The sequence below is a fragment of the Clostridium taeniosporum genome, from assembly GCF_001735765.2.
Taxonomy (GTDB): Bacteria; Bacillota; Clostridia; order Clostridiales; family Clostridiaceae; genus Clostridium; species Clostridium taeniosporum.
Genome location: NZ_CP017253.2, coordinates 1,109,559 through 1,134,612, shown reverse-complemented (window position 1 = coordinate 1,134,612; position 25,054 = coordinate 1,109,559). Strand labels below are relative to the sequence as shown.

The 25,054-nt window shown below is 28.3% G+C and carries 25 protein-coding genes and 1 other annotated feature; all 25 genes read right to left on the bottom strand.

Features of this window, described 5'->3' with window-relative positions:
• Nucleotides 1-3: 3 nt before the first annotated feature.
• The 25 genes from mltG to fabG all read right to left on the bottom strand — a co-directional run bounded on the left by mltG (nt 4) and on the right by fabG (nt 25,045).
• Nucleotides 4-1,032, bottom strand: coding sequence for an endolytic transglycosylase MltG (mltG, locus tag BGI42_RS05405; RefSeq protein WP_069679348.1), 1,029 nt, complete (start codon nt 1,030-1,032; stop codon nt 4-6).
• A 96-nt stretch (nt 1,033-1,128) separates the two neighbouring features.
• Nucleotides 1,129-2,955 carry a translational GTPase TypA gene (typA, locus tag BGI42_RS05400; protein ID WP_069679347.1) on the bottom strand — a complete coding sequence of 609 codons (1,827 nt, stop codon included), beginning with the start codon at nt 2,953-2,955 and terminating at the stop codon, nt 1,129-1,131.
• A gap of 192 nt (nt 2,956-3,147) precedes the next feature.
• The gene (locus BGI42_RS05395; protein ID WP_069679346.1) at nt 3,148-4,815 is read right to left on the bottom strand and encodes a ribonuclease J; all 1,668 of its coding nucleotides are present in this window, start codon (nt 4,813-4,815) and stop codon (nt 3,148-3,150) included.
• Nucleotides 4,816-4,878: 63 nt separating this feature from the next.
• Nucleotides 4,879-5,343: a Fur family transcriptional regulator gene (locus BGI42_RS05390; protein ID WP_069679345.1), complete on the bottom strand. Its 465-nt coding sequence runs from the start codon at nt 5,341-5,343 to the stop codon at nt 4,879-4,881.
• Between the two features lie 25 nt (nt 5,344-5,368).
• Nucleotides 5,369-5,635, bottom strand: a complete 267-nt coding sequence (locus tag BGI42_RS05385) for a DUF1292 domain-containing protein (protein WP_069679344.1) — start codon at nt 5,633-5,635, stop codon at nt 5,369-5,371.
• A gap of 202 nt (nt 5,636-5,837) precedes the next feature.
• Nucleotides 5,838-6,251 carry a Holliday junction resolvase RuvX gene (ruvX, locus tag BGI42_RS05380; protein WP_069679343.1) on the bottom strand — a complete coding sequence of 138 codons (414 nt, stop codon included), beginning with the start codon at nt 6,249-6,251 and terminating at the stop codon, nt 5,838-5,840.
• Nucleotides 6,252-6,300: 49 nt separating this feature from the next.
• On the bottom strand, nt 6,301-6,558 hold the full coding sequence (locus BGI42_RS05375; protein WP_003372947.1) for an IreB family regulatory phosphoprotein: 258 nt from the start codon (nt 6,556-6,558) through the stop codon (nt 6,301-6,303).
• Between the two features lie 191 nt (nt 6,559-6,749).
• Nucleotides 6,750-9,389, bottom strand: a complete 2,640-nt coding sequence (gene alaS, locus BGI42_RS05370; protein WP_069679342.1) for an alanine--tRNA ligase — start codon at nt 9,387-9,389, stop codon at nt 6,750-6,752.
• Nucleotides 9,390-9,456: 67 nt separating this feature from the next.
• Nucleotides 9,457-9,635 (bottom strand) — a binding site (T-box leader).
• Between the two features lie 84 nt (nt 9,636-9,719).
• Nucleotides 9,720-10,751 (bottom strand): AI-2E family transporter, encoded by a 1,032-nt coding sequence (locus BGI42_RS05365; protein WP_069679341.1) that lies wholly within the window; start codon nt 10,749-10,751, stop codon nt 9,720-9,722.
• Nucleotides 10,729-11,229 (bottom strand): PRC-barrel domain-containing protein, encoded by a 501-nt coding sequence (locus BGI42_RS05360; RefSeq protein ID WP_069679340.1) that lies wholly within the window; start codon nt 11,227-11,229, stop codon nt 10,729-10,731. Before BGI42_RS05360 ends, BGI42_RS05365 begins: the two co-directional genes overlap by 23 nt.
• Before the next feature lie 256 nt (nt 11,230-11,485).
• Nucleotides 11,486-12,571 carry a tRNA 2-thiouridine(34) synthase MnmA gene (mnmA, locus tag BGI42_RS05355; protein ID WP_069679339.1) on the bottom strand — a complete coding sequence of 362 codons (1,086 nt, stop codon included), beginning with the start codon at nt 12,569-12,571 and terminating at the stop codon, nt 11,486-11,488.
• Nucleotides 12,572-12,574: 3 nt separating this feature from the next.
• The gene (nifU, locus tag BGI42_RS05350) at nt 12,575-13,009 is read right to left on the bottom strand and encodes a Fe-S cluster assembly scaffold protein NifU (protein WP_069679338.1); all 435 of its coding nucleotides are present in this window, start codon (nt 13,007-13,009) and stop codon (nt 12,575-12,577) included.
• A gap of 1 nt (nt 13,010) precedes the next feature.
• Nucleotides 13,011-14,192 (bottom strand): cysteine desulfurase NifS, encoded by a 1,182-nt coding sequence (gene nifS, locus BGI42_RS05345; RefSeq protein WP_069679337.1) that lies wholly within the window; start codon nt 14,190-14,192, stop codon nt 13,011-13,013.
• 3 nt (nt 14,193-14,195) lie between these two features.
• Nucleotides 14,196-14,639, bottom strand: a complete 444-nt coding sequence (locus BGI42_RS05340; RefSeq protein ID WP_069679336.1) for an RrF2 family transcriptional regulator — start codon at nt 14,637-14,639, stop codon at nt 14,196-14,198.
• Nucleotides 14,640-14,676: 37 nt separating this feature from the next.
• Entirely contained in the window at nt 14,677-15,963 is a 1,287-nt protein-coding gene (locus BGI42_RS05335; protein WP_069679335.1) for a replication-associated recombination protein A, read from the bottom strand.
• A gap of 324 nt (nt 15,964-16,287) precedes the next feature.
• Nucleotides 16,288-17,088, bottom strand: coding sequence for an SDR family NAD(P)-dependent oxidoreductase (locus BGI42_RS05330; RefSeq protein ID WP_069679334.1), 801 nt, complete (start codon nt 17,086-17,088; stop codon nt 16,288-16,290).
• 435 nt (nt 17,089-17,523) lie between these two features.
• A complete protein-coding gene (locus BGI42_RS05325; protein ID WP_069679333.1) occupies nt 17,524-17,937 on the bottom strand; it encodes a HutP family protein in 414 nt (137 codons plus the stop codon).
• A 29-nt stretch (nt 17,938-17,966) separates the two neighbouring features.
• Complete coding sequence (locus BGI42_RS05320) at nt 17,967-18,908, bottom strand: DUF4003 family protein (RefSeq protein ID WP_069679332.1); 942 nt, start codon at nt 18,906-18,908, stop codon at nt 17,967-17,969.
• A gap of 165 nt (nt 18,909-19,073) precedes the next feature.
• Nucleotides 19,074-19,898 (bottom strand): acetyl-CoA carboxylase carboxyltransferase subunit alpha, encoded by an 825-nt coding sequence (locus BGI42_RS05315; protein WP_069679331.1) that lies wholly within the window; start codon nt 19,896-19,898, stop codon nt 19,074-19,076.
• On the bottom strand, nt 19,891-20,766 hold the full coding sequence (gene accD, locus BGI42_RS05310) for an acetyl-CoA carboxylase, carboxyltransferase subunit beta (RefSeq protein WP_069679330.1): 876 nt from the start codon (nt 20,764-20,766) through the stop codon (nt 19,891-19,893). Before accD ends, BGI42_RS05315 begins: the two co-directional genes overlap by 8 nt.
• Nucleotides 20,759-22,111, bottom strand: a complete 1,353-nt coding sequence (locus tag BGI42_RS05305) for an acetyl-CoA carboxylase biotin carboxylase subunit (protein WP_069679329.1) — start codon at nt 22,109-22,111, stop codon at nt 20,759-20,761. The genes accD and BGI42_RS05305 overlap by 8 nt, the downstream gene beginning before the upstream one ends.
• 9 nt (nt 22,112-22,120) lie before the next feature.
• Nucleotides 22,121-22,549: a 3-hydroxyacyl-ACP dehydratase FabZ gene (fabZ, locus tag BGI42_RS05300; protein ID WP_069679328.1), complete on the bottom strand. Its 429-nt coding sequence runs from the start codon at nt 22,547-22,549 to the stop codon at nt 22,121-22,123.
• 5 nt (nt 22,550-22,554) lie between these two features.
• A complete protein-coding gene (accB, locus tag BGI42_RS05295) occupies nt 22,555-23,034 on the bottom strand; it encodes an acetyl-CoA carboxylase biotin carboxyl carrier protein (RefSeq protein ID WP_069679327.1) in 480 nt (159 codons plus the stop codon).
• 11 nt (nt 23,035-23,045) lie between these two features.
• The gene (gene fabF, locus BGI42_RS05290; protein ID WP_069679326.1) at nt 23,046-24,287 is read right to left on the bottom strand and encodes a beta-ketoacyl-ACP synthase II; all 1,242 of its coding nucleotides are present in this window, start codon (nt 24,285-24,287) and stop codon (nt 23,046-23,048) included.
• 17 nt (nt 24,288-24,304) lie between these two features.
• Nucleotides 24,305-25,045: a 3-oxoacyl-[acyl-carrier-protein] reductase gene (fabG, locus tag BGI42_RS05285; RefSeq protein WP_069679325.1), complete on the bottom strand. Its 741-nt coding sequence runs from the start codon at nt 25,043-25,045 to the stop codon at nt 24,305-24,307.
• Nucleotides 25,046-25,054 lie beyond the last annotated feature (9 nt).

Below are 25,054 nucleotides of genomic sequence, written 5' to 3'. Positions count from 1 at the left end.
AAACTAATATCCTAACTCTTGCTTTTTCTTTAAAAAATCACCATAATTATTAGTAAAATAATGATATCCATCTTTTTTTAATATATAAAACAAATAATCTGTTTCTTTAGGGAATAATGCTGCCTTTATAGATGCTTTACCTGGGTTTGCTATAGGACCTATTGGTAAGCCTGTATACTTATAAGTATTATACAATGAATCTATTGCTAAGTGCTTATTTAATACAACATCAACATGATAACCAAGTCCATATATTACAGTAGCATCTAGTTGAAGCTTCATATTCCTTTTTAATCTATTATAAATAACAGATGATATTAAATCTCTATCATAATCATATCTAGCTTCTTTTTCTATCATTGAAGCTGTACTGATTGTTCTTTCAATTTCACTATCTTTTATATCAATACCGTTCTCATTTTCAACTTCTGATAATATTTGTAAAAATCTTTTAAACATTGTATTAACTATTGATTCTGCAGTAGCTCCATTTTGTATAAAATATGTATCTGGATATAAAAATCCCTCTAAATTATATCTTTTTTTAGAATTTTCTTTTATAAAATCAGGTAATTTATACTTTTTTACTGCTTTTATAAAATCTTCTTTAGAACAAATTCCTTCTTTCTCTATTTTAGAAGATATTTCATCTATTGTATATCCCTCAGGAATAACTAACTTTTTAGTATTTTTATTATTCTCTTGATTATTTAACGTATTTATTAATTCTGTTAAATTAGCATTAGATTTAACTTCATATATTCCTTCCTGTAAACTTATCTGTTTTCTATTAAGCATTAAATTAAGCTTTATAAAGTATTCATTAGACAATTTATTTTCTCTATTTAACCTATCTAATACTGAATAAATGCCCTCTCCATTCCTAACTTCTACAGAAACCACTTCATCATTACTTTTTAATGGTTTAGAAATAGTTCTTTTATATGAAAAAAATACTATAATACATAAAATCATAAAGAAAATACTTAATGTTAACATAAATTTCTTTTTAAAGGACTTAGATTTTTTCATAAAGTTCCTCCATAATATGTAATAAAGTAAATAGCCAGAAGACCATTTACTTTATTATAATATCTTTTTATATTATTTTAAATACAAGAACTCACATTATTTTTTACTTCTGCTTACTATCTTCTTTCTCTCAGAACTGCCTAATACTGTTTTTCTCATTCTTATATTTTCTGGTGTAACTTCTACTAATTCATCATCATTTATAAATTCTAAACATTGTTCAAGCTTCATTTCTACTGGTGGAATTAGTTTTACTGCTTCATCAGCTCCAGAAGATCTTGTATTAGTAAGTTTCTTACCCTTACACACATTAATATCTATATCTTCAGCTCTTGATGATACTCCAACAACCATTCCTTCATATACTGGAATACCAGCACCTATGAATAATTGACCTCTTTCTTGAGCATTAAATAATCCATAAGCTATAGATTCTCCATCTGTAAATGAAACTAAAGATCCTCTACTTCTAGTTGGTATATCACCTTTATATTTATCATAACTATGGAATACGTGATTCATTATACCATTACCTTTAGTATCAGTCATAAATTCATTTCTAAATCCTATTAATCCTCTTGCTGGAACTATAAATTCTAATCTTGTATACCCATTTACTGCTGAAGTCATATTAACCATTTCAGCTTTTCTAGGTCCTAATTTTTCCATAACTGGTCCCATAAATTCTTCTGGAACATCAATTGTTAAATATTCCATTGGTTCTTCTTTATGACCATTTTCTTCTTTGAATATAACACTTGCTTTTGAAACTTGGAATTCATAACCTTCTCTTCTCATTGTTTCAATAAGCACTGAAAGATGAAGTTCACCTCTTCCTGAAACTTCAAAACAATCTGGTGTAAGTTCTTTTACTCTTAAGCTTACATTAGTTTCCAATTCTTTGAATAATCTATCTCTTAAATGTCTTGATGTAACAAAATCTCCTTCTTTTCCTGCAAATGGTGAATTATTTACCATAAAATTCATGCTAAGAGTTGGTTCATCTATATTTACAAATGGTAAAGCTTCTGGATTTTGAGAATCTGCAATAGTTTCTCCTATATTTGCATCAGTAATACCACTTAATGCAACTATATCTCCTAATGCTGCTTCTTCTGCTTCTACTCTCTTTAATCCATCGTAAGTAAATACACTTGTTACTTTATAATTTGATGTGCTACCATCATTTCTTACTAAAGCAACTGTTTGATTCTTCTTAACTTTTCCTCTATGAATTTTACCAATAGCAATTTTACCAACATATTCATTAGTATCTAATGTTGTTACCAACATTTGGAATGGTTCATCTATATATCCTTCTGGAGCCTCTACATGTTCTATTATTTTTTCAAATAATGGAATCATATCTCCATTAGTATCTTCAATATTGTTTCTAGCAAACCCTTCTCTTGCTGATGCATATATAATTGGAAAATCTAATTGTTCATCATTTGCACCTAGTTCTAAGAATAAATCAAACACTTCATCTATAACCTCTTCCGGTCTTGCATCTGGTTTATCTATTTTATTTATTACAACTATTGGCTTTAATCCTAATTCTAGTGCCTTCTTTAAAACAAATTTAGTTTGAGGCATAGGACCTTCATATGAATCTACTACTAGTAACACTGAATCAACCATTTTTAATACACGTTCAACTTCTCCGCCAAAGTCAGCATGACCTGGAGTATCTACTATATTTATTTTAATATTCTTATATTGTACAGCTGTATTCTTTGAAAGAATAGTAATTCCTCTTTCTTTTTCTAAATCATTTGAATCCATTACTCTTTCTTGTACCTTTTCATTGCTTCTAAAAACATGACTCTGTTTTAATAAAGCATCTACTAAAGTTGTTTTACCATGGTCAACGTGAGCAATAATTGCTATATTTCTTATATCTTCTCTTTTTATTAGTTCCATGTATATTCCTCCAAAATAATATTTAATGTATGAACAGTTTAATTTTTATTCTATGTAAACCTATAACTTTTTTTCTCCAAAAGAAAATTGGATACAAAAAGTATCCAATCCCCTATAGCCACTGTTTTTTATTTTAAACTTTTATTCTACAAAAGTCAACTTAATTATACACAATACGTTTTGTCAATAAATTTAAATTTCCATAATTATTGGTAAAATCATTGGTTTTCGTTTTGTTTTTTCATAAAGAAGTTCTCTTAATTCATCCCTCATTCTAGATTTCAATGTAGCCCAATCAGTAATATTCTTTTCTTCGCAATCGCTTAAAACTTTCCTTACAAGTTCTTTAGCTTCATCCATAAGCCCCTCTGATTCTCTTACATATACAAATCCTCTTGAAATAATATCTGGTCCCGCCATAACATTAGCAGTATGTCTTTCCATTGTAACTACAACTGTTAGTATACCATCTTGAGATAAATGTTTTCTATCTCTTAAAACTATATTTCCAACATCACCTACACCTAATCCATCAACAAATATCTGACCTGCTGAAACAGTACAACTTTTTTTAATGCTCTTTCTTGTAACTTCTATTACATCACCATTTTCAGGTATTAAAACATTTTTTTCTGAAAGTCCAAGACTTATAGCTAATTCACCATGTTGTTTTAAATGTCTGTACTCTCCATGTACTGGAATAAAAAATCTAGGTTTTACTAGTCTTTGCATTAACTTCAATTCCTCTTGACAAGCATGACCAGAGACATGTACCTTTTCTAAAGATTCATAGATTACCTCAGCACCTTTTTTAAACAACTGATTAATAACCTTAGAAACTAATTTTTCATTTCCTGGTATTGGTGTTGCTGAAATAATTACAGTGTCGCCTTTAACTATATTTATTTTTTTATGTTCAGACGATGCCATTCTAGCTAATGCTGACATCGGTTCTCCTTGACTTCCTGTTGTTATAAGAACAACTTTTTCATTAGGATATTTAGATATTTGATCTAAAGATACAAGTACATCTTTTTCTATAGTTAAATATCCTAATTCTATTGCAACTTGAACTATATTTTCCATACTTCTTCCAGATACAGCAACTTTCTTACCATAAACCTGTGCAGCAGTTATAATTTGTTGAATTCTATGGATATTTGATGCAAATGTAGCAACTATAATTCTACCTTTAGCATTATCAAAAAGTCTAATAAAACTTTCACCAACAGTTTTTTCTGACATGGTATATCCCGCTCTTTCAACATTCGTTGAATCTGCTAACATTGCTAAAACGCCTCTTTTACCTAATTCTGCAAATCTTGCAAAATCCATTATTTCTCCATCAATTGGAGTATAGTCAATTTTAAAATCCCCTGTATGAAGTACCGCTCCAAGTGGTGTGTGCACTACGATTGCTACTGAATCTGCAATCGAATGATTAGTTTTTATAAATTCTACTGAAACATTATTCAACTTTATTGTGTCTCTTGGTTTTATCGTTATCAATTCTGTTTTTGAAAGTAAACCGTGCTCTTTCAATTTTGTTTCAACGATTCCAAGAGTAAGCTTGGTACCATAAACTGGAACATCAAGTTGTTTTAAAACATACGGTAATGCTCCTATATGATCCTCATGCCCATGCGTTAAAAATATTCCTCTAACTCTTTCCTTATTTTTTATCAGGTATGAAACATCTGGAATAACAATATCAATCCCAAACATATCGTCATCTGGGAACTTAAGCCCACAGTCAATTACTACAATATCTTCTTTATATTCAATAGCTGTGACGTTTTTTCCGATTTCGTTTATACCGCCTAAAGGAATAATTTTAACCTTAGCTCTTTCGTTTTTCATGTTTCCCCTCCTTTTTCTTTAAATATTTATAATTAAAGACTTCTTAAGATATAAGAAGTTCTTTTATTCGTTTTTCTCTTTTTCTTGACACTCTTTGCACAGTCCATAAAACTTAACACTATGATCAAATATTTTAAATTTATATTGTGTCTCAATTTGTGTTTCTAAATCTTCTAATAAATCATCTTCAACTTCTAATACTTTGTTACATACATTACATACAAGATGATGATGTCTATGAGTTTCATCTGAATGAACTAATTCATATCTACTACAACCATCATTCAAATCCAATCTACATATTATTCCTAACTCTTCTAATAATATAATAGTTCTGTATACAGTTGCCAATCCTATTTCCGGACAACTTTTCTTAACTTCATCATATATTTCTTCTGCTGTTAAATGCTTTCCTTCTGTCTCAATAATAGCATTAACAATCGATCTTCTTTGAGCCGTTAATTTATACCCTTTTCTTTTCAAATCTTCTTTTAAAGCATTCATATCTATTGAAGTTGATCGCTCCATAATAACACCTCGCTTTAATAAAATTTTATTCTTGTTCTGCCATAACAAGGTTATATGCTTCTTCAACTAAATCAAATTCTTTTTCATCTTCTATTGGAATAAGCATTTCATTTTCATCTTCATCAGTTGTAACCTTTAATACAAACGCTTCATCAGAATCATTATTTTCTGCTGGAGTTACTACAACATATTCTCCATTTATTTCATCTATTTGAAAATAAGTTATTACTTTGAATTTAATTTGTTCTCCTTGTTCATCTAATAATTCTATATATTCCACATCTTTTTGCATTTAAAATTCTCCTTCCATAATCATCAATTATTTATGATATAAATATCGCAAAATACTAAACTAAATTGATTAGTTCATAATGACTTAATTTTTACATAATCAGCACTTTTTTAAATATACTATTTTTAATTTTATGTTTTAATCATAACTCTATATGAAACTAAGAATTTTGTCTATATTAATTTTAATAAAAATTCAAATTCTATTTAGATATTCTGTCTAAATATCCTTGAAGTATGTATGTTGATGCTACTTTATCAACTATTTTTTTTCTTTTATTTCTTGAAAGATCTGCTTCTAACATAGCTTTATGAGCTGCAACTGTTGTTAAACGTTCATCCCAAAATTCTACTTTTATATTTAAATTTTCTTCTATTACTTTACCCATTTCCATGGCTATTTCTCCTGAAGGACCTATAGTTCCATTCATATTTTTAGGCAGACCGATAACTATAGTTTCTACTTTATAATCATCACAAATTTTTTTTAACTCTTCTAAATCTTTCTCTTTATTAGCTCTTCTTATTGTAGTTATACCTTGCGCTGTAAATCCTAATGGATCAGATATCGCTACTCCAATAGTTTTCTTTCCTAAATCTAAACCTAGTATTCTCAAAATTAAGCACCTCTTAAAAAATAAGAGTACCCGCTAATACGGGCACTCTTTACTTTATCTCTAAATAAGACTTTATAACTTCTTCAAGTATTTCATCTCTTTCAAGCTTTCTTACTAAAGCTCTTGCTCCGTTGTAATTAGTAATGTAAGTAGGGTCTCCTGAAATTAAATATCCAACCAGTTGATTTATAGGATTATAACCCTTTTGTTGTAACGAATCATAAACCTCTGTTAATATTGCTTTTGTTAAAGCTTCTTTAGTCTTATTTAAATCAAATTGCATTGTATGTTCAATATTTTTACTCATAAGATTGCTGCTCTTGCAGCTCACCCCCTTACAACATATCAAAAAGAAACTACTCCCTATATAACATCACCATAATTTCAATAAATTATTCATGTATTTATATATTAATAAAGATTGTTCCTTCATGGTAGATTTATAATATATACAGTATTCTTATATATGATTATACCCTATATTTCTTAAAAAGTATACTACTTTACTAAAGTTTCAACTATTTTATAAACAGAATCAAGTGCTTCATTTACCTTTTCTGGTAATTTTCCTCCAGCTTGAGCCATATCCGGTCTTCCACCGCCGCCTCCACCAAGGATTGTTGCTACTTCTTTAATTACTTTACCACAATGAGCGCCTTTACCTACTGCTTCTTTATCTGCCATAGCGCATATTACAACTTTTCCATCTATTGAGCTTGTAAGTAATGTTAATGAATTACCAACCTTATCTCTTACTTTTTCACAAAGACCTCTTAATGCTTCACCATCAACATCTTTTAATGAATAAGTAATAACATTTATGCCCTTAATATCTTTTACTGAATTAATTATATCATTAATTTCCATTGAAGCAAATTTAGATTTTAAATTTGTGATTTCTTTTTCTTTTTCTTTTATTTCTTTGGCTTGTTGATCTAACTTAGTTATTATTTCTTTTTCTGAACATTTTAATTTTCCTGATACTTGCTTTAATAACTCAGCTTTTTCATTAATTAATTTATATGCTTCTGTTCCAGTTACTGCTTCTATTCTTCTTGTTCCAGCAGCTATTCCACTTTCAGAAATTATTTTAAATAATCCAATCTTACCTGTATTATCTATATGCGTTCCTCCACACAGCTCTTTCGAATACTCTCCAGCACATACAACTCTTACTTTATCTGAATATTTGTCATCAAATATACCTATTGCACCTGAATTTTTAGCTTCTTGTAAATCCATTTCCATAGTTTCCACAGGTGTAACACTCATTATAGCCTCATTTACCAATTGTTCTACCTTTAATAATTCTTCTTCTTTTACTGCTTCAAAATGTGAAAAATCAAATCTCAATCTATCTGCGCTAACATATGAACCTGCTTGATGTACATGAGATCCTAATACTTTAACTAATGCTGCATCTAAAATGTGAGTTGCTGTATGATTTTTCTTTATACTTTCTCTTCTAATGTTATCAACTTCTAAAGTAACTTTATCTCCAACTTTAAGTTCACCACTCTTAACTTCAACAAAGTGAATTATCTTTCCACCCATATTTTTCTTAGTATCTAAAACTTTACCATTAAAGTTGTCATTATATATTAAACCTTTATCTCCTATTTGACCTCCCATTTCAGCATAAAAAGGAGTAACATCTGTAACTATAACCGCATTATCTCCTTCTATTATGGCATCTACAAAATCCTCTCCATTAATTAAACTCTTAACTTCTGCAGTTAACTTATCATTTTCATATCCATCAAAACTAGTTTCTATATCAGCTGATATTATATCTAATGTTTTTACATCTGTTCCCATATAATTAGAAGTTTTTCTTGCACTTCTAGCTCTTTCTCTTTGTTCTTTCATTTCTTTATGGAAACCTTCTTCATCAAGAGATAATCCTTCATCTTTTAATATTTCTTTAGTAAGTTCCATTGGAAATCCAAATGTATCATATAATTTAAATCCATCTGTTCCTTTTAAAACTTTATTATTATTTTCTTTTAATTCACTTATAAGATTATTTAATATTTCCATACCAGAATCTAAAGTTTCTCTAAACTTATCTTCTTCTATTTTTATAACCTTTTTAATGTAATCTTTTTTAACTTCCAATTCTGGATATGCACTTTTACAATCTCTAATGACTACATCACATAAATTGCAAAGAAAGGCATCCTTAATTCCTAAAGTTTTCCCATGTCTTGCTGCTCTTCTAAGCAACCTTCTTAAAACATATCCTCTACCTTCATTTGATGGCATAATATCATCTGAAATCATAAATGTTATTGATCTTATATGGTCTGTTATAATTCTTAAAGATATATCAGTTTTATGATTTTCTCCATATTTAATATTAGCAAGATTTCCAACCTCATTTAATATGTTTTCTAATGTATCTATTTCAAATATACTATTTTTATTTTGCATTACAACTGCAAGTCTTTCAAGTCCCATACCTGTATCTATATTAGTGCTATCAAGTTTTTCATAATTGCCTTTTCCATCACCATCAAATTGAGTAAATACAAGATTCCAAACTTCTATAATTTTATCTGCATCACTAAGTTCAACAAATTCATCAGCATTTGTTGGCACTTCATCAGTTCTACTAAAATGAATTTCAGTACATGGACCACAAGGACCTGCTCCATGTTCCCAGAAGTTGTCTTCCTTTCCTAATCTAAATATATGAGATTTATCAACATCAGTAAGCGTAGTCCAATATTCATATGCTTCATCATCATCTAAATATATAGTTACATATAACTTTTCTTTAGGTAATTCTAAAACTTTAGTTAAGAATTCCCAAGCCCAAGGAATTACTTCTTTTTTGAAATAATCTCCAAATGAGAAGTTTCCAAGCATTTCAAAGAATGTACCATGTCTACTTGTTATTCCTACATTATCAATATCACCTGTTCTAACGCATTTTTGACAAGTAGTGATTCTTCTTTTTGGTGGTTCTTGTAACCCAGTAAAATAAGGCTTTAATGGTGCCATACCGGCATTTATTAATAATAGGCTATTATCATTTTGTGGAACTAAAGAAAAACTATCCAATTTTAAATGATCTTTACTTTCAAAAAATTTTAAATAAGCATCTCTTAAATCATTTGTTTTTGTAAACTTCATAATTATTCCTCCATAAAATATGTATTTATCTGTATAATATAAACTAAAAAAAGCTTCCTCCCTTACAAAAAGGGACGAAAGCTATTATTTCCGCGGTACCACCCTAATTATGTATTAATAATATAATACATCACTTAGTAATTTATAGCTCATAGGTAGCTTCGAAAAATATAGTAAGAAGTTTGCACCATCCACTTCCTCTCTTAATATCTATAAAAATCTACTAATCCCAATCATCGCTTAATATTTTATTATTTCATGAAAAATTATATTTCATATATATAATTCTGTCAATATATAACTAGATTTCATTATTTAATGCAATAAATATTAGAATAAATAATAATTTATATCATCATATAAAACTTTTATTATAACACCTATAGGAACAGCTAAAAGCATCCCTATAAACCCACCAAATTTATCACCTATCAATAATAATATTATAATTATTATTGGATGCATATCAGTACTATCAGCAGTTATTTTAGGTGATAATATATTACCCTCAATTTGCTGAATAATAAATACTCCAACAGTTACCCATAAAGCCTTAATAGGTGAATCTAATAATGCTACTAAAACTGCAGGAATACCTCCAAAAATAGGTCCAAAATAAGGTATTATATTTAATATTGCATTTAGTATAGAAATCCATATAGGAAACTTAACCTTAAATATAATAAGTAATATAAATGTTAAAAATCCAATTATAACTGAAAGAAAAACCTGACCTACAATATAACGTCCTAAAACTTTGTCTATATCACTTAAAATTTTTTTTATTACTTCTCTTTTTTCTGCTGGCAATATAAATAATATTTTAGTATATATTTTATTTCCATCACATAGAAAATAATATATCACTACTGGTATAACAGCACAAGAAACTATATTTTCTACAATTAAAACAATATTACCAAACAATGATTTAGATAAATTTAAAAATAGCACATTTCCTTTTTCCATTAATTCATTATAAATAGATTTTAATATAGGAACGCTATCTACTCTAAATTTCACATATATATGTTCAAAAAAACTTGCAACATTATCAAACATTACCCCTATATTAGATATCTCTTTAAAAAGCTCAGGAATTATAAGTGTAATGCAAGTAATAAACATTCCAAATATAATTAATATAATTATCATTGATGCAGTTTTCTTTTTCATCTTAAATTTATCTTGAAAAAAATCTCTAATAGGAGCTATAATATACGCTAATATAGCGGAAATAAGAAGTATATTTACAACATTTTTTATAGAATTACTAAGATAGTAGCTTAATATAAAAATTACTAATATTAGTATAAGTAATAAATTTAATAATTTGCTTTTATATCTTTTTAATAAATTCATACTCATTCACATTATGGGGAATAGATTTAAAAGATATGTTTTCTTTTCCTGTATATAATACATAATCTTCGCCTAAAATACACTCATTTAAAAGAAAAATTTCTTTTCCTTTTAAAATCTTATCTATAAACCCAGATGTTACTATAATTGCTTTAATAGTATAATTATTTCTATCTATTAATAAATCTTCTACAGCACCTTTTAATCTTCCTTGCGTATCCATAACATCTAAATCTTTTATATCTTTGAATTTCAATCCATTTCCACTCTTTAGGTCTTTAGCTACTATATCCTCACCAATATCTATAATATCATCAATGTCTATGTAATTTTTTTTAGAAAAAAAAGCTGTATTTGATACCTCGAATCCTTCTAACTTCTTTTCATAAAAGTTTATATAAATATCTTTTACAACTCCTATCCTTTTACCTTCTAAATTATATATCTTCTTTAAGTAAAAATCTTTAGTTCTAATCATTACTTATCTTGATTACTCCTTAGCATAATAAAAATTTCACATTATAATTCCTATTATATCCAAACAACATGATTTAATTCTCATAGCAAAAAAAGATATTAAAAACTTTTTGATTATAAGTTGTTAAATATTCTTTTTGATTATAAAAATAAATAAAATTTACATTTAAAAATCCTCTAATTTCTTTTACACTAAAAAAGAACTATAAATAATAATTCTTAAAATCATTACTTACAGTTCTAATTAAACTAACATGTTAAATAATAGCTTCTATTATTCCACCACCAACAACTATGTTTCCCTCATAAAAAACAACTGATTGACCTTTTGTTATAGCTCTTTGCTTTTCTTTAAATATAACTTTAGCCCTTCCATCTTTTAAAGGTATTACAACAGCTTTTGAAGTTCTTGCAGAATATCTTATTTTAGCTTCAACTTCTATTTCTTTATCTAATTTGTCAAAAGTAATAAAATTTAAATTCCCAGCTATTAATTCTGTTTTAAAAATATCTTCCTCTGGTCCTATTACCACTTCATTAGTTCTAGGATTAATGTCTGTAACAAACACAGGTCTACCAAGAGAAAGTCCTAAACCCTTTCTCTGACCAATAGTATAGTATACAATCCCTTTATGCTTACCAAAAATATTTCCATTTTTATCAACAAAGTTTCCACTCTTTATAACACCTGGTCTAGCATTTAGTATGTATTTACCATGATCATTATCTGGTATAAAACATATTTCTTCACTATCTTTTTTGTTATGAACAGCTAAACCTATTTCTTTAGCTATTTCTCTTATTTTATCCTTAGTATACTCACCACAAGGCATCAATGTGTGTGCTAATTGATCTTGAGTAAAATTATATAAAGCATATGTTTGATCTTTTCTATCATCATCAGATCTTATTAAAACATACCTTCCATTTCTTTTTTCAATCTTAGCATAATGCCCAGTTGCTACATAATCTACTCCTATCCCTTGTGCTTTTCTTAAAAGTTCATCAAATTTTAAATGCTTATTACATTCTATACATGGGTTTGGAGTTCTTCCATCTATGTACTCTTGAATGAATGGTTCAATAACATTATTTTTAAAAGAATCTCTAAAGTTTAAAACATAAAACGGTATGCCTAATTTATCACATACTCTTCTAGCATCCTCAACAGCAGAAAGTGAACAACAACCACCTTCTCTTTCTTCTACTTCTTTATCTTCTTGCCATATTTGCATTGTAGCGCCAATTACTTCATATCCTTGTTCTTTTAATAAATATGCAGCGACGGAGCTATCAACTCCGCCACTCATACCTACTAAAACTTTTTTCTTAGTTAAACTCATTTATTATTCTCCATGAACCATATTATGTAATTCATCATGATCATGTTCTTTCATTGGCTTTACTTCTAATCCATTAGAAGCTCTGTAATCATTTATAGCTTTATGAATAGCTTCTTCTGCTAATACTGAACAATGCATTTTAACTGGTGGAAGACCATCTAGCGCTTCTGCAACTGCCTTATTGCTTAAATCCCATGCTTCATCTAAAGTCTTACCTTTTATCATTTCAGTTGCCATTGATGATGATGCTATTGCTGACCCACATCCAAAAGTTTTAAACTTTACATCTTTTATAACGTCATCCTCAACTTTTAAATATATTTTCATTATATCTCCACATTTGGCATTTCCAACTTCACCTATACCATTTGCGTCCTTAATCTCTCCAACATTTCTTGGATTTTTAAAATGATCCATTACTTTATCTGTATATATCATATTAATTTTCCCCCTTCTTTAAAAAGTCTTCCCATAATGGTGACATATTTCTTAATCTTTCAATAATAGGTGGTAATGTCTCTATAACATAATCAACATCTTCTACTGTTGATCCATCACCTAATGTTAATCTTAATGATCCATGTGCTTCTTCATGTGGTAAGCCTATTGCTAATAATACATGAGATGGATCTAATGATCCTGATGTACAAGCACTACCACTTGATGCACATATTCCCTCAAAATCTAAAGATAAAAGTATTGATTCACCTTCTATAAATCTAAATCTTACATTTACATTGCTAGGTAATCTCTTATCTCCTCTAGGACCATTTAAATATGCATATGGTATTTTAAGTAATCCATCTATTAATCTGTCTCTTAATTCACTCATTTTCTTAATATGTTGTTCTAAATTTGTTGTAGCCAATTCAATAGCCTTACCAATGCCTACTATAGAAGCTATGTTTTCTGTTCCAGCTCTTCTACCTCTTTCTTGACCACCACCGTGAATTAAATTATCAATTCTTATTCCTTTTTTAATATATAAAACACCTATGCCTTTAGGTCCATATATCTTATGACCTGCTAATGATAACATATCTATATTCATTTCTTTTACATCAATTTGAGCATTTCCAATTGCTTGAACTGCATCTGTATGGAAGTAAATATTTTTTTCTTTACATATTTCACCAATTTCTTTTATTGGTTGAATTGTTCCAATTTCATTATTAGCAAACATTATTGAAACTAATATTGTTTTATCTGTTATAGCATTTTTTAAATCTTCTAGATTTATAAAACCCTCTTCATCTACATCTAAATAAGTTACTTCAAAGCCTAACTTTTCCAAGTATTGGCATGTATGAAGAACAGCATGATGTTCTACCTTAGTTGTAATTATATGATTACCTTTATTTTTATGAGCTGAAGCAATACCTTTTATTGCCCAGTTATCTGCTTCTGATCCGCCTCCTGTAAAGTAGACTTCACTTACATCACAATTTAATGCTTTTGCAACCTTTTCTCTTGATTCATCTATAGCCATTTTAGTTGTTCTTGATATCCCATAAAAAGAAGATGGATTACCAAACTGTTGTGTAAAATATGGTAACATCTCTTCCAATACTTCTGGCTTTACATAAGTTGTAGCTGCATAATCCATATATACGTTTCTCATTATTTATTCACTCCTATCGACAATCTCAATTGAAGCTTTCCTGGCTTCATAATCATCTATTATATCTTTTAAAGTAATTGAATTCATAACATCATCTATACTATCTTTTATCTTTTGCCATAATAATTTTGTTGCACAGCTTTCAACATTAGAGCACTCTACACCATCAATACAATCAGCTATTTCAACAGGACCTTCTAGAACACGCATAACATCACCCACTGTTATTTCTGAAGGTGGTCTGCATAAAACATATCCTCCTTGAGCACCTCTTATACTTCTAATTATATTAGCTTTTCTAAGCGGACTAAATAATTGTTCTAAATAATATTCTGAAAGATTTTCTCTTTTTGATATAGCTTTTATTGATGTCGGGGGACCTCCATAGTTAAATGCTAAATCAACCATAGCTCTAACTCCATATCTTCCTTTTGTAGAAAGTTTCATATATTCACCCCTTCTAAATTACTTATCAATAATTCGTTTATATCTTATCAAAATACTCGGCTTTTGTCAATTCATTAGAATTACTTTTTATAGTTAACCAATATTTTCTCACATTTTCTTCATATTTGTTATTTTGTTCAACATAATATCGCTTTTCTCTTAATTCTTCTGGTAAATATTTTTGTTTTATATAATGATTAGAATAATCATGTGGATATTTATATCCTCCAACCCCAAGGCTTCCAGCTCCAGCATAATGAGCATCCTTTAAATGCTTTGGTACATCTCCAAAATTTATATTTTCTAAATCATTCATTGCTGCATTTATCGCTAAATAAGCACTATTAGATTTAGGTAATGTAGCTAAATATATTACTAGTTCTGCTAAAACTATTCTAGCTTCTGGTAATCCAACTTTCATTGCTAATTCTATACCAGAATTTATAACAGCAAGAGCATTTGGATGAGCAAGACCTATATCTTCGGCTACTATAACAGATATTCTTCTTATAATTGCAGATATATTTCCTCCCTTTATCAATCTTGCTAAATAGTGAATCGCTGCATCAGGATCACTTCCCCGTATACTTTTTTGAAGTGCACTTAATAAATTATAGAATTCATCTCCACTATTATCTGATCTCATATTTGATTGACCTAATTTTTCAATATAAGATACAGAAATTTCTTTTTGTAAAGTCATTTGTGAATTTATAGCTAATTCTAATACATTGTAAGATTTTCTATAATCCCCCTGTGATATCTCTGCTATATATTTTAAAGCCTCATTAGTATATTTAATTTCTATACCTTCATCTATTAATTTATTTAAAGATCTTTCCAAACCTATTATTATCTCTTCTATTTTTAAAGGTTCAAAAGCAAAAATATTACATCTACTTATTATAGCTTTATGTATCACAAAATATGGATTTTCAGTTGTACTTGCAATTAAAGTAATTCGTCCATCTTCTATAAACTCCAACAATGATTGCTGTTGCTTCTTATTAAAATGTTGAAGTTCATCTATATATAAAACTACTCCAGAATAGTTTAATAAATTATCTAGTTTATTAGTTATATTTTGTATATCCTTTACTGACGCTGTAGTTGCATTTAATTTATAAAATTTTTTATCAACATACTTAGCCATTATATTTGCTAAAGTAGTTTTACCTGTTCCAGGTGGTCCATAAAATATACAATTACATATTTTCTTGCTCTTTATCAAATTATATAATGGTTTGTTTTTTCCTAGTATGTGTTTTTGTCCAACAAAATCCTCAAGCTTACTCGGACGCATCAAATCAGCTAATGGATTCATTTCTTCACCTCTCTGGTATAATAAAAAATTTCCATTTTACTTTTACATGAAAATTTTTCATTACAATTATTTTCAAATAACATTATATCAAATAAAAAACCTAAAAGAATACTAAAATTAATATTTATTATAACTTTCTTTCTTAATTTTCAGCTTTTTTATTTAATATTAAACTGCAAGTATTATTTCTTTGTATAGTTTTATGTAAATTATATCTCATTTATTTAATAAATTTCTTCATAACTATGCTATAAACTTTTAGAAATTCTAAATAAAAATAAGCATATGACTTTTAATAAGCCATATACTTTATAAATATTTTTATTATTTCAATTCTGGATCAATCATACTTAAAATTAATCTATCCATTCCACTTTCAATTATATATCCACCATCTACTCTCATTGTATCACCTGTTATAAATGCTGCTCTTGGACTACAATAAAATGATACAGCATATGCGATATCTTCAGGTTCTCCTATTCTTGCAACAGGAGTTTCACTTATAATTTTCTCCTTAGCTACTTGTAACAACTGCCCACTCATAGAAGTATTAATAGATCCAGGTTGAATTGAGTTAACTGTAATTCCATATCTGCCAAATTCTTTAGCTAAACTTTGTGCCATAGCAACTAACCCTTCTTTAGCTAAACAATAATGTGCATTTCCTGTAACACCATGACAAGCTCCAAGAGATGACATTATCACAATTCTTCCATATTTTCTTTCTTTCATTCTTTCACCACATGCCTTTATACAATATATAGATCCGTATACATGAGTATTTATTATAGATTCTATATCCTTCATTGGCATTTTGGTAATATAATTTAATGGAGTTGAATTTCCAGCATTACAAACTAGTATATCTATTTGACCATATTTTTTATAAATCTCATCAATAGCATTATCTACTGATTCTTTATCTGAAACATTTACTCTGTAAGATTCAGCATATCCACTTTTTTCTTTTACTAATCTTACCGTTTCTTTATTTTTTTCTTCATTTCGTGCTAAAATCATAACTTTAGCTCCTCTTTGAGCTAATTCTTCACTTATTGCTCTACCAATCCCTGTATTTCCACCAGTAATAATAGCAATTTGATTAGATAATTCTTTATTCATAATTCCCATCCTTCTTTTTATTGTAATATATGTAATTATTTATAATTTAAATTAATAATCATATATACCATTAATATAACAAAAAAGTAATGTTTATACAAATTTATAATACTATTCTTTTAATTAGATTATAAAAGTATGTTTTAATATAAAAAATAGATATAAAAATATTTTTATACTTTTATATCTATCTCAATTTATTTTACTCTCTTATAATATTTTTTAATTGCATTATGAAAAAATCTCCAAGGCTACTGTGGAACCGTGGATTTTTTTACGCATCCGCCTTTTTAAATGTATGTCAGAAAAATATGGTAGACCAATATATTTTCTTTTTTATTCATTATTTGGACTCATAACATCTTTAAATTACAGCATTTTATAAATTATTGATAATTATTCCATAAATATAAATTCTTGAATAGTAAAAAATATTTATACAGTTATAGCTCTATGACCTATTCCTATAACTACTTCATCTAAATGAAGTAAACCTATACTTAAAAAAATACATACAGAAATATGTTCTCCTCCTCTAGCTATACCAATTTTTCCTCCTACATTTTGAGCATTTGCTCTATTAGATACTTGAATTATAGCATCTCGAGTTGCTCCAATTACAGCACCTTCATGTAAATGTTCTTCTCTTATAAGACCATTTCTCTTTGATGCTACTAATGCACTCTCTAATATTTTTGATATTGAAGAATTAATATTCCCACCTATATTTACCGCTGTAACCTTTATTCCTTGTCTATTATATATCTTTTTTAAATCTTCTTCCTCATATCTATCACATATAGCCATTTTAGTTGCTATCTTTGCAACTTTTGTGCTATTACTCTCCATAAATTTCTTCTCCTTTAAATTAAGTTTTATCATATCAATAATACAGTTAAATATTCAATTAATTTCTTTACTATATTTATTTCATTTTGAATAAATAGCTCTTTATCCTCCTCTGAAATAATTTCAATATATTCATATAATACTAGCGTAATCGAGACTATTACAATTTGATCTTTCTTTACAAATCTCTTTTCGCATAAACTACTATATACATCAAAAATATTATCTACAAATTCATCATTATTTTCAATGATTAAAGATCCTAATCCTAATAATAAATAATGTTCTTCTTTCATTTCAATTTTAGTATTATTTAATAACTCTTTTGCTTCTATAATTTTATTTATATAACTAGTATAATCTTTTTCTTCTAAATTTATCATGGCAATAGCAATATAAAAAGATTCTTCTTTATTAAAACTTTGTTTAAGCAACTTAAAATATATCTTTAAATATTTTTTTACTAAATGATCATATTCTCTGCAAAACATTGATAAATTAATAAAACATATATTTATTAATTTAAACTCATCTATTCCTTGTATTTTATTCTTTATTTCCGACTTGATTTTTAACATATTATTTAATATAGTATCGTATTCTTCTTCAGGAAATCTTAAAGTAATAATAAAAGATAAAAGTTCCAAATACTTGTCCTTTTTAAAACCTTTATTTACTAAGCTATCATATATTATAACGGTGTCTTTAATTATTTTTTTATATTGAAAATTTGAACATAAAAAAGCAGATATAACTTTTTTAACATTTCCATTAAATAAAATTTTTAATTCGCTTTTACTTATGTATTTTCTAATATCTTTTAATTCTCTCTTGTCTAACTCATTTTTATTTATTATATAAAGCAGACTTTCCACTATCTTTACCTTATTATTATCAAATATTAATGCTTTATTTATCTCATTATAATATTCTTTAAATATATCTACTTTACTTTTCAGATCAACATCCATAATCATCATCCTCTTAAAAAATTAACTTCAATATTATATTATTTCTAAAACCTATATATTGTCAATGACCTATATTTAACTTTCTTATATTAAAAATATATAAGTAAAGAAGCTCAAAAGATTACACTCTTTTCAGCTTCTATCAAAATTAATATATATTATAACTTACTCTAAAGTTCCTATTTTTCTAAATTTATCATAACGTTCATCTATAATTTTATTTATTTCCACATCTTTTATCTCATTTATTATATTTATAAGTTCTTTTTTTATTAAACCAACTTGTTTTTGTGGGCTTTTATGTGCTCCACCTCTTGGTTCCTTTATTACCTTATCTATAATTCCAAATTCATTTAAATCTTGTGCTGTTATTTTCATAACATTTGCCGCTTCTTTTACTCTTTTACTGTCTTTCCATAATATAGATGCAAATCCCTCAGGCGAAAGTATAGAATATACTGCATTCTCTAGCATAAGTATTTTATCTGCTACAGTTAATGCTAGTGCTCCTCCACTTCCCCCTTCTCCAATAACTACAGTAATTATAGGAGTTTTTAATCTACTAAGCTCAAATAAGTTATTTGCTATAGCACTACCTTGACCTCTTTCTTCTGCTCCAACACCACAAAATGCTCCTGGAGTGTCTACAAAACAAATAATAGGTCTTTTAAATTTTTCTGCTTGCTTCATAAGCCTTAATGCTTTTCTATATCCTTCTGGATTAGGCATTCCAAAATTTCTTTCTATATTCTCATTTGTATTAGCTCCCTTTGTTATTGCTATTACTGTAACATTAATATCTTCAAAAGATGCTATTCCTCCAACTACTGCCTTATCATCCCCAAATAATCTGTCTCCATGAAATTCTATAAAGTCTTTAAAAATATTATCTATATAGTATTTTCCTGTGGGTCTATCTTTATGTCTTGCTATCTCAACCTTTTCCCAAGGACTTAATGCTACCATTGATTTTATAAATTCTTTATTCATACTTATTCACTCCATGTAAAACAAGAATCTTATATAAATAAGCTCTCATATTTTTTCTTTCTACAATACTATCTATAAATCCTTTTTCAAGAAGAAACTCTGATTTTTGAAATGATTCTGGAAGGGTCTCATTTATTGTATTTTCTATAACTCTTCTTCCGGCAAACCCAATTAAAGCATTAGGTTCACTTAATATAATATCACCTTCCATAGCAAAACTTGCTGTTACTCCTCCTGTAGTTGGATCAGTTAATATTGTTATATATAGCAGACCTTTTTCATCATGTCTTGCAAGAGCAGCACTTATCTTTGCCATTTGCATAAGTGAAAATATTCCTTCTTGCATTCTTGCTCCACCAGAAGCAGTAAATATTAAAATTGGAAGATTATTTTCTGTAGCATATTCCACTATTCTAGTAATTTTTTCCCCAACAACAGTTCCCATACTTCCCATCATAAAGAAACTATCCATTATAGCACAAGCTACTTCTAAATTATTTATTCTTCCTACTCCAGTAATCACTGCTTCAGAGCTTCCGCTACTACTTTGAGCTTCTTTTATTTTTTCTTCATAATCTCCAAAATTAATAGGATTATTTGTTTTTAATGATTTCCACATTTCTTTAAATGTATCTTTATCAAATAATTGTTTTATTCTTTCTTTAGGTGATATTCTAAAATTATGATTACATTTATTACATACGTACTTATTATTTTCTAAATCTTCGTAATAAATCATACTATTACAATTTGTACATTTAGTCCACATACCTGATGGAATATTAGGTTTCTCTTCTACTACTTTACTTTTATATGCTGATGGATTAACCGTTGCATATTGACTTTTTTTAAATAAATCCTTAAGCATTATTCTTCACCATCTTTTCTGCCAAAAATGACGTATCATAATCTCCATCTAGAAATTCTTGCATTTCAAGTATTGAAAATTGAAAATCAATATTTGTCTTTACTCCACCTACTGCAAATTCACCCAAAGCTCTCTTCATTTTTACAATTGCTTCTTCTCTGCTTTTACCAAAAGTTATAAGTTTTGCAACCATAGAATCATAGAAATAGGGTATATTATATCCACAATATATAGCAGAATCTACTCTAACTCCCATTCCTCCTGGAACACATAATTCTGTTACTTCTCCAGGACATGGTCTAAAATCATTTTCTGGATCTTCTGCATTTATTCTACATTCTATAGCATGACCACATATTTTTATATCTTCTTGTTTTAATGCTAATTTTTCACCAGAAGCTATTTTAAGTTGTTCTTTTACCAAATCAACTCCTGTAATCATCTCAGTAATTGGATGTTCAACTTGTATTCTAGTATTCATTTCCATAAAATAAAAATTATTATCTTTATCAAATAAGAATTCTATAGTTCCAGCATTTTTGTAATTAACAGCTTCAGCTGCCCTTTTAGCTATTTCTCCCATTTCACTTCTTATTTCTTCTGTTAATATATTTGATGGCGCCTCTTCTAAAACTTTTTGGTTCTTTCTTTGAAGAGAGCACTCTCTTTCTCCTAAATGAACAACATTTCCAAATTCATCAGCTAAGACTTGAAATTCAATATGTCTAGGTTTTTCAATGAACTTTTCTATATATAGTCTATCATCTCCAAAACAAGCTTTTGATTCAGCTTTTGCAGTCTTATATCCCTTTAAAAATTCCTCATCACTTCGAGCAATTCTTATTCCTTTTCCACCACCACCAGCAGCTGCTTTAATCATTATTGGATAACCTATTTCCTTAGCAATACTTAAAGCGTGGTTTTCATCTTTTATTGTCCCTTCATATCCAGGTACAACGGGAACATTAGCTTTTTTCATTATTTCTCTAGCTCTTGCTTTATCCCCCATAAGTTCAATAGATTCATAATCAGGTCCTATAAATTTTATATTACATTCTTTACACATCTTTGCAAACTTAGCATTTTCAGACAAAAATCCAAATCCAGGATGTATTGCATCTGCCCCACTAAGTACACATGCACTTAAAATATTAGCAATATTTAAATAACTATCTTTAGCTGTTGCTGGTCCTATACAAATTGCTTCATCTGCTAATTGAGTATGAAGTGCTTCTTTATCAATTTCTGAATAAACAGCAACTGTAAGTATTCCCATTTCTCTGCAAGCTCTAATTATTCTAACTGCAATTTCTCCTCTATTTGCAATAAGTACCTTTTTAAACATATCCTTCACCTATCCTATAGCAAAAAGTATTTCAGCTTCACAAACTGTTTTACCATCAACCGAAGCTATTCCTTTACCTATTCCTATTGGTCCTTTAAGTTTTACAATTTCACAATATAAATCTAATTTATCTCCTGGTACAACCTTTGACTTAAATCTTACTTTATTAGTTCCAGCAAATAATGGGGTTTTTCCTTTAAATTTTTCCATTGATAAAATAGCCACAGCTCCTGCTTGTGCCAAAGCTTCTATTTGTAAAACACCTGGCATAATTGGTTCTTGTGGATAATGACCTTGAAAAAATTGTTCATTTGCTGAAACATTCTTATATCCTCTAACAAATAATTTTTCTTCTATATCCATTTCTGTTACTCTATCTATAAGTAGAAATGGATATCTATGAGGTAAAATTTCTTTTATTTGTTTTATATCTAACATAAATATTAATCCTCCTTAATTTCAAAGAGTTTTTGTCCAAACTCAATCATATCTCCATCTTTTACAAAACATTTTACTATATTTCCATCGTAGTTACTTTCAATTTCATTCATTAATTTCATTGCTTCAATTATACAAATTACTTTTCCTTTTTTAACATAATCCCCTTCTTTGACAAATGCTTCACTGTCCGGAGATGGTGATGAATAAAATGTTCCAACCATCGGTGATGTAATTATTAATGAATTTTCATCTATTACTTCTTCTACAGTATTTTTTGACTTATTTTCTTTAGAATCATTTTTTTCTTTTGTAGCTTCCTCTTTTACCGGAATACTCGCTTCTTTTTTTTCTGCATTATTATCAGAAGTTCTAGTTAAAGACTTATCCATTTTTATATAATCATCATTTGATTTTAATTCAAAATAAGCTAAATCAGAAGAATTTATAATATTTATAAGTTCTTTAATATTTTCAAAATCCATAAAATTGCCTCCTACTGTCCTTCCCATTTCTTAAATAATAAAGTTGCATTATGTCCACCAAATCCTAAAGAATTTGTTAAAGCATATTTAAGTTCTTGTTTTCTTCCCTTATTCGGAACATAATCTAAATCTAATTCCTCATCCTTAGTTTCGTAACCTATTGTTGGTGGAACAAAACCTTCTTCTAAAGCCTTTAAGCATACTATAGATTCAATTGCTCCCGCTGCCCCTAATAAATGTCCTGTCATTGATTTTGTTGAAGATATTGGAATATTATAAGCATCTTCTCCAAAAACTTTTTTAATTGCGGCTGTTTCAAATTTATCATTTAATTGAGTTGAAGTTCCGTGCGCATTTATATATGAAACTTCAGTTTTATCTATCTTAGCTTCATCAATTGCTTGCTTCATAGATTCTGCTGCTCCAAAACCTTCTGGATGTGGAGATGTTATATGATAAGCATCACAAGTTGAACCATATCCAACAACTTCACCTAATATATTAGCTCCTCTTTCTAAAGCAGAATCTAAAGATTCAAGTAATAATATTCCTGCACCTTCTCCCATTACAAAACCACTTCTGTTCTTATCAAAAGGAGTTGATGCATTTTTAGGATCATTTGAAGAATTAAGTGCTTTCATACTATGGAATCCTTCAACACCAATTCTTGTTATTGGTGCTTCTGCACCACCTGCTAACATAAAATCAGCATAACCATTCTTTATAGCTCTGAATGCATCCCCAATATTATTAGTACCTGTTGCACATGCAGTTACTACTGATGTACAAGAACCTTCAAGACCATATTGAATAGCTATATTTCCAGCTGCTAAATTTATAATTGCCATTGGAACAAAGAATGGTGACATCCTCTTTGATTTTCCTGTAACTAACTTAGTACATTCATTTTCTATAGTTGCAAATCCACCTATTCCTGAACCTACCATTACACCAAATCTTTTTTTATTTACTTTTTCTAGATCTATTTCTGAACTTTTAATAGCTTCATCTGCTGCTATTAATGCCATTTGAGCAAATCTATCTAGTCTTTTACATTCTTTTTTTCCTAATATTTCTTCTGGATTAAATTCTTTAAGTTCTCCAGCAATTTTAACATTTATTATTTCATTATCGATTAATTTAATAAAATCTATACCTAATTTACCCTCTTTATTGTTTTCCCAAAATGTATCTACATTATTTCCTATCGGAGTTAATGCACCCATTCCTGTAACAACAACTCTTCTTTCCATAATCCTATATTCCTCCATTACATTACCATTCCGCCATCAATATTTATAACTTGACCTGTAACATAGTTTGAATTTTCACTTGCAAGGAAAGCTACAACACCTGCTACATCTTCCGGAGTTCCAAATTTTCTTAATGGTATATTCTTTTTAGCTTCTTCTTTAACTTTTTCATTTAAAACGCTTGTCATATCTGTTTCAATAAATCCTGGTGCAACTGCATTTACATTTATTCCTCTCGTTCCAAGTTCTTTTGCTAAAGATTTTGTCATTCCTATAACTCCAGCTTTAGAAGCTGAATAGTTTACTTGCCCTGCATTTCCTACAACACCAACTACTGATGAAACATTTATTATCTTTCCATGTTTTTGTTTAACCATAACAGGAGTAATAGCTTTTAAACAATTAAAAACTCCTTTTAAATTTACATCTATAACATCATCGAAATCTTTTTCTTTCATTCTAAGTATAAGTGTATCTTTTGTTATTCCTGCATTGTTTACAATAATATCTATAATTCCAAATTTATTTTTTGCTTCATTTATAAGATTTTCTACATCTTCTGATTTACTTATATCGCCCTTTACAGTTAAAACTTCTACTCCCATATCTTCTATTTCAGAAGCAACTATTTTGGCTTCTTCTTCACTACTTCTGTAATTTAATACTATATTAGCTCCAAGAGATGCTAATTTTAAAGCAATTGCCTTACCTATACCTCTTGCTGCTCCTGTAATAATTGCGCATTTTCCCTTTAGCATAAATAAAAA

Bases quoted from the DNA above. Each gene is read 5' to 3' on its own strand.
- mltG (WP_069679348.1), bottom strand. From the start codon at position 1,032: ATGAAAAAATCTAAGTCCTTTAAAAAGAAATTTATGTTAACATTAAGT.
- typA (WP_069679347.1), bottom strand. From the start codon at position 2,955: ATGGAACTAATAAAAAGAGAAGATATAAGAAATATAGCAATTATTGCT.
- BGI42_RS05395 (WP_069679346.1), bottom strand. From the start codon at position 4,815: ATGAAAAACGAAAGAGCTAAGGTTAAAATTATTCCTTTAGGCGGTATA.
- BGI42_RS05390 (WP_069679345.1), bottom strand. From the start codon at position 5,343: ATGGAGCGATCAACTTCAATAGATATGAATGCTTTAAAAGAAGATTTG.
- BGI42_RS05385 (WP_069679344.1), bottom strand. From the start codon at position 5,635: ATGCAAAAAGATGTGGAATATATAGAATTATTAGATGAACAAGGAGAA.
- BGI42_RS05375 (WP_003372947.1), bottom strand. From the start codon at position 6,558: ATGAGTAAAAATATTGAACATACAATGCAATTTGATTTAAATAAGACT.
- alaS (WP_069679342.1), bottom strand. From the start codon at position 9,389: ATGAAGTTTACAAAAACAAATGATTTAAGAGATGCTTATTTAAAATTT.
- BGI42_RS05365 (WP_069679341.1), bottom strand. From the start codon at position 10,751: ATGAATTTATTAAAAAGATATAAAAGCAAATTATTAAATTTATTACTT.
- BGI42_RS05360 (WP_069679340.1), bottom strand. From the start codon at position 11,229: ATGATTAGAACTAAAGATTTTTACTTAAAGAAGATATATAATTTAGAA.
- mnmA (WP_069679339.1), bottom strand. From the start codon at position 12,571: ATGAGTTTAACTAAGAAAAAAGTTTTAGTAGGTATGAGTGGCGGAGTT.
- nifU (WP_069679338.1), bottom strand. From the start codon at position 13,009: ATGATATATACAGATAAAGTAATGGATCATTTTAAAAATCCAAGAAAT.
- nifS (WP_069679337.1), bottom strand. From the start codon at position 14,192: ATGAGAAACGTATATATGGATTATGCAGCTACAACTTATGTAAAGCCA.
- BGI42_RS05340 (WP_069679336.1), bottom strand. From the start codon at position 14,639: ATGAAACTTTCTACAAAAGGAAGATATGGAGTTAGAGCTATGGTTGAT.
- BGI42_RS05335 (WP_069679335.1), bottom strand. From the start codon at position 15,963: ATGAATCCATTAGCTGATTTGATGCGTCCGAGTAAGCTTGAGGATTTT.
- BGI42_RS05330 (WP_069679334.1), bottom strand. From the start codon at position 17,088: ATGAATAAAGAATTATCTAATCAAATTGCTATTATTACTGGTGGAAAT.
- BGI42_RS05325 (WP_069679333.1), bottom strand. From the start codon at position 17,937: ATGGAGAGTAATAGCACAAAAGTTGCAAAGATAGCAACTAAAATGGCT.
- BGI42_RS05320 (WP_069679332.1), bottom strand. From the start codon at position 18,908: ATGGATGTTGATCTGAAAAGTAAAGTAGATATATTTAAAGAATATTAT.
- BGI42_RS05315 (WP_069679331.1), bottom strand. From the start codon at position 19,898: ATGAATAAAGAATTTATAAAATCAATGGTAGCATTAAGTCCTTGGGAA.
- accD (WP_069679330.1), bottom strand. From the start codon at position 20,766: ATGCTTAAGGATTTATTTAAAAAAAGTCAATATGCAACGGTTAATCCA.
- BGI42_RS05305 (WP_069679329.1), bottom strand. From the start codon at position 22,111: ATGTTTAAAAAGGTACTTATTGCAAATAGAGGAGAAATTGCAGTTAGA.
- fabZ (WP_069679328.1), bottom strand. From the start codon at position 22,549: ATGTTAGATATAAAACAAATAAAAGAAATTTTACCTCATAGATATCCA.
- accB (WP_069679327.1), bottom strand. From the start codon at position 23,034: ATGGATTTTGAAAATATTAAAGAACTTATAAATATTATAAATTCTTCT.
- fabF (WP_069679326.1), bottom strand. From the start codon at position 24,287: ATGGAAAGAAGAGTTGTTGTTACAGGAATGGGTGCATTAACTCCGATA.
- fabG (WP_069679325.1), bottom strand. From the start codon at position 25,045: ATGCTAAAGGGAAAATGCGCAATTATTACAGGAGCAGCAAGAGGTATA.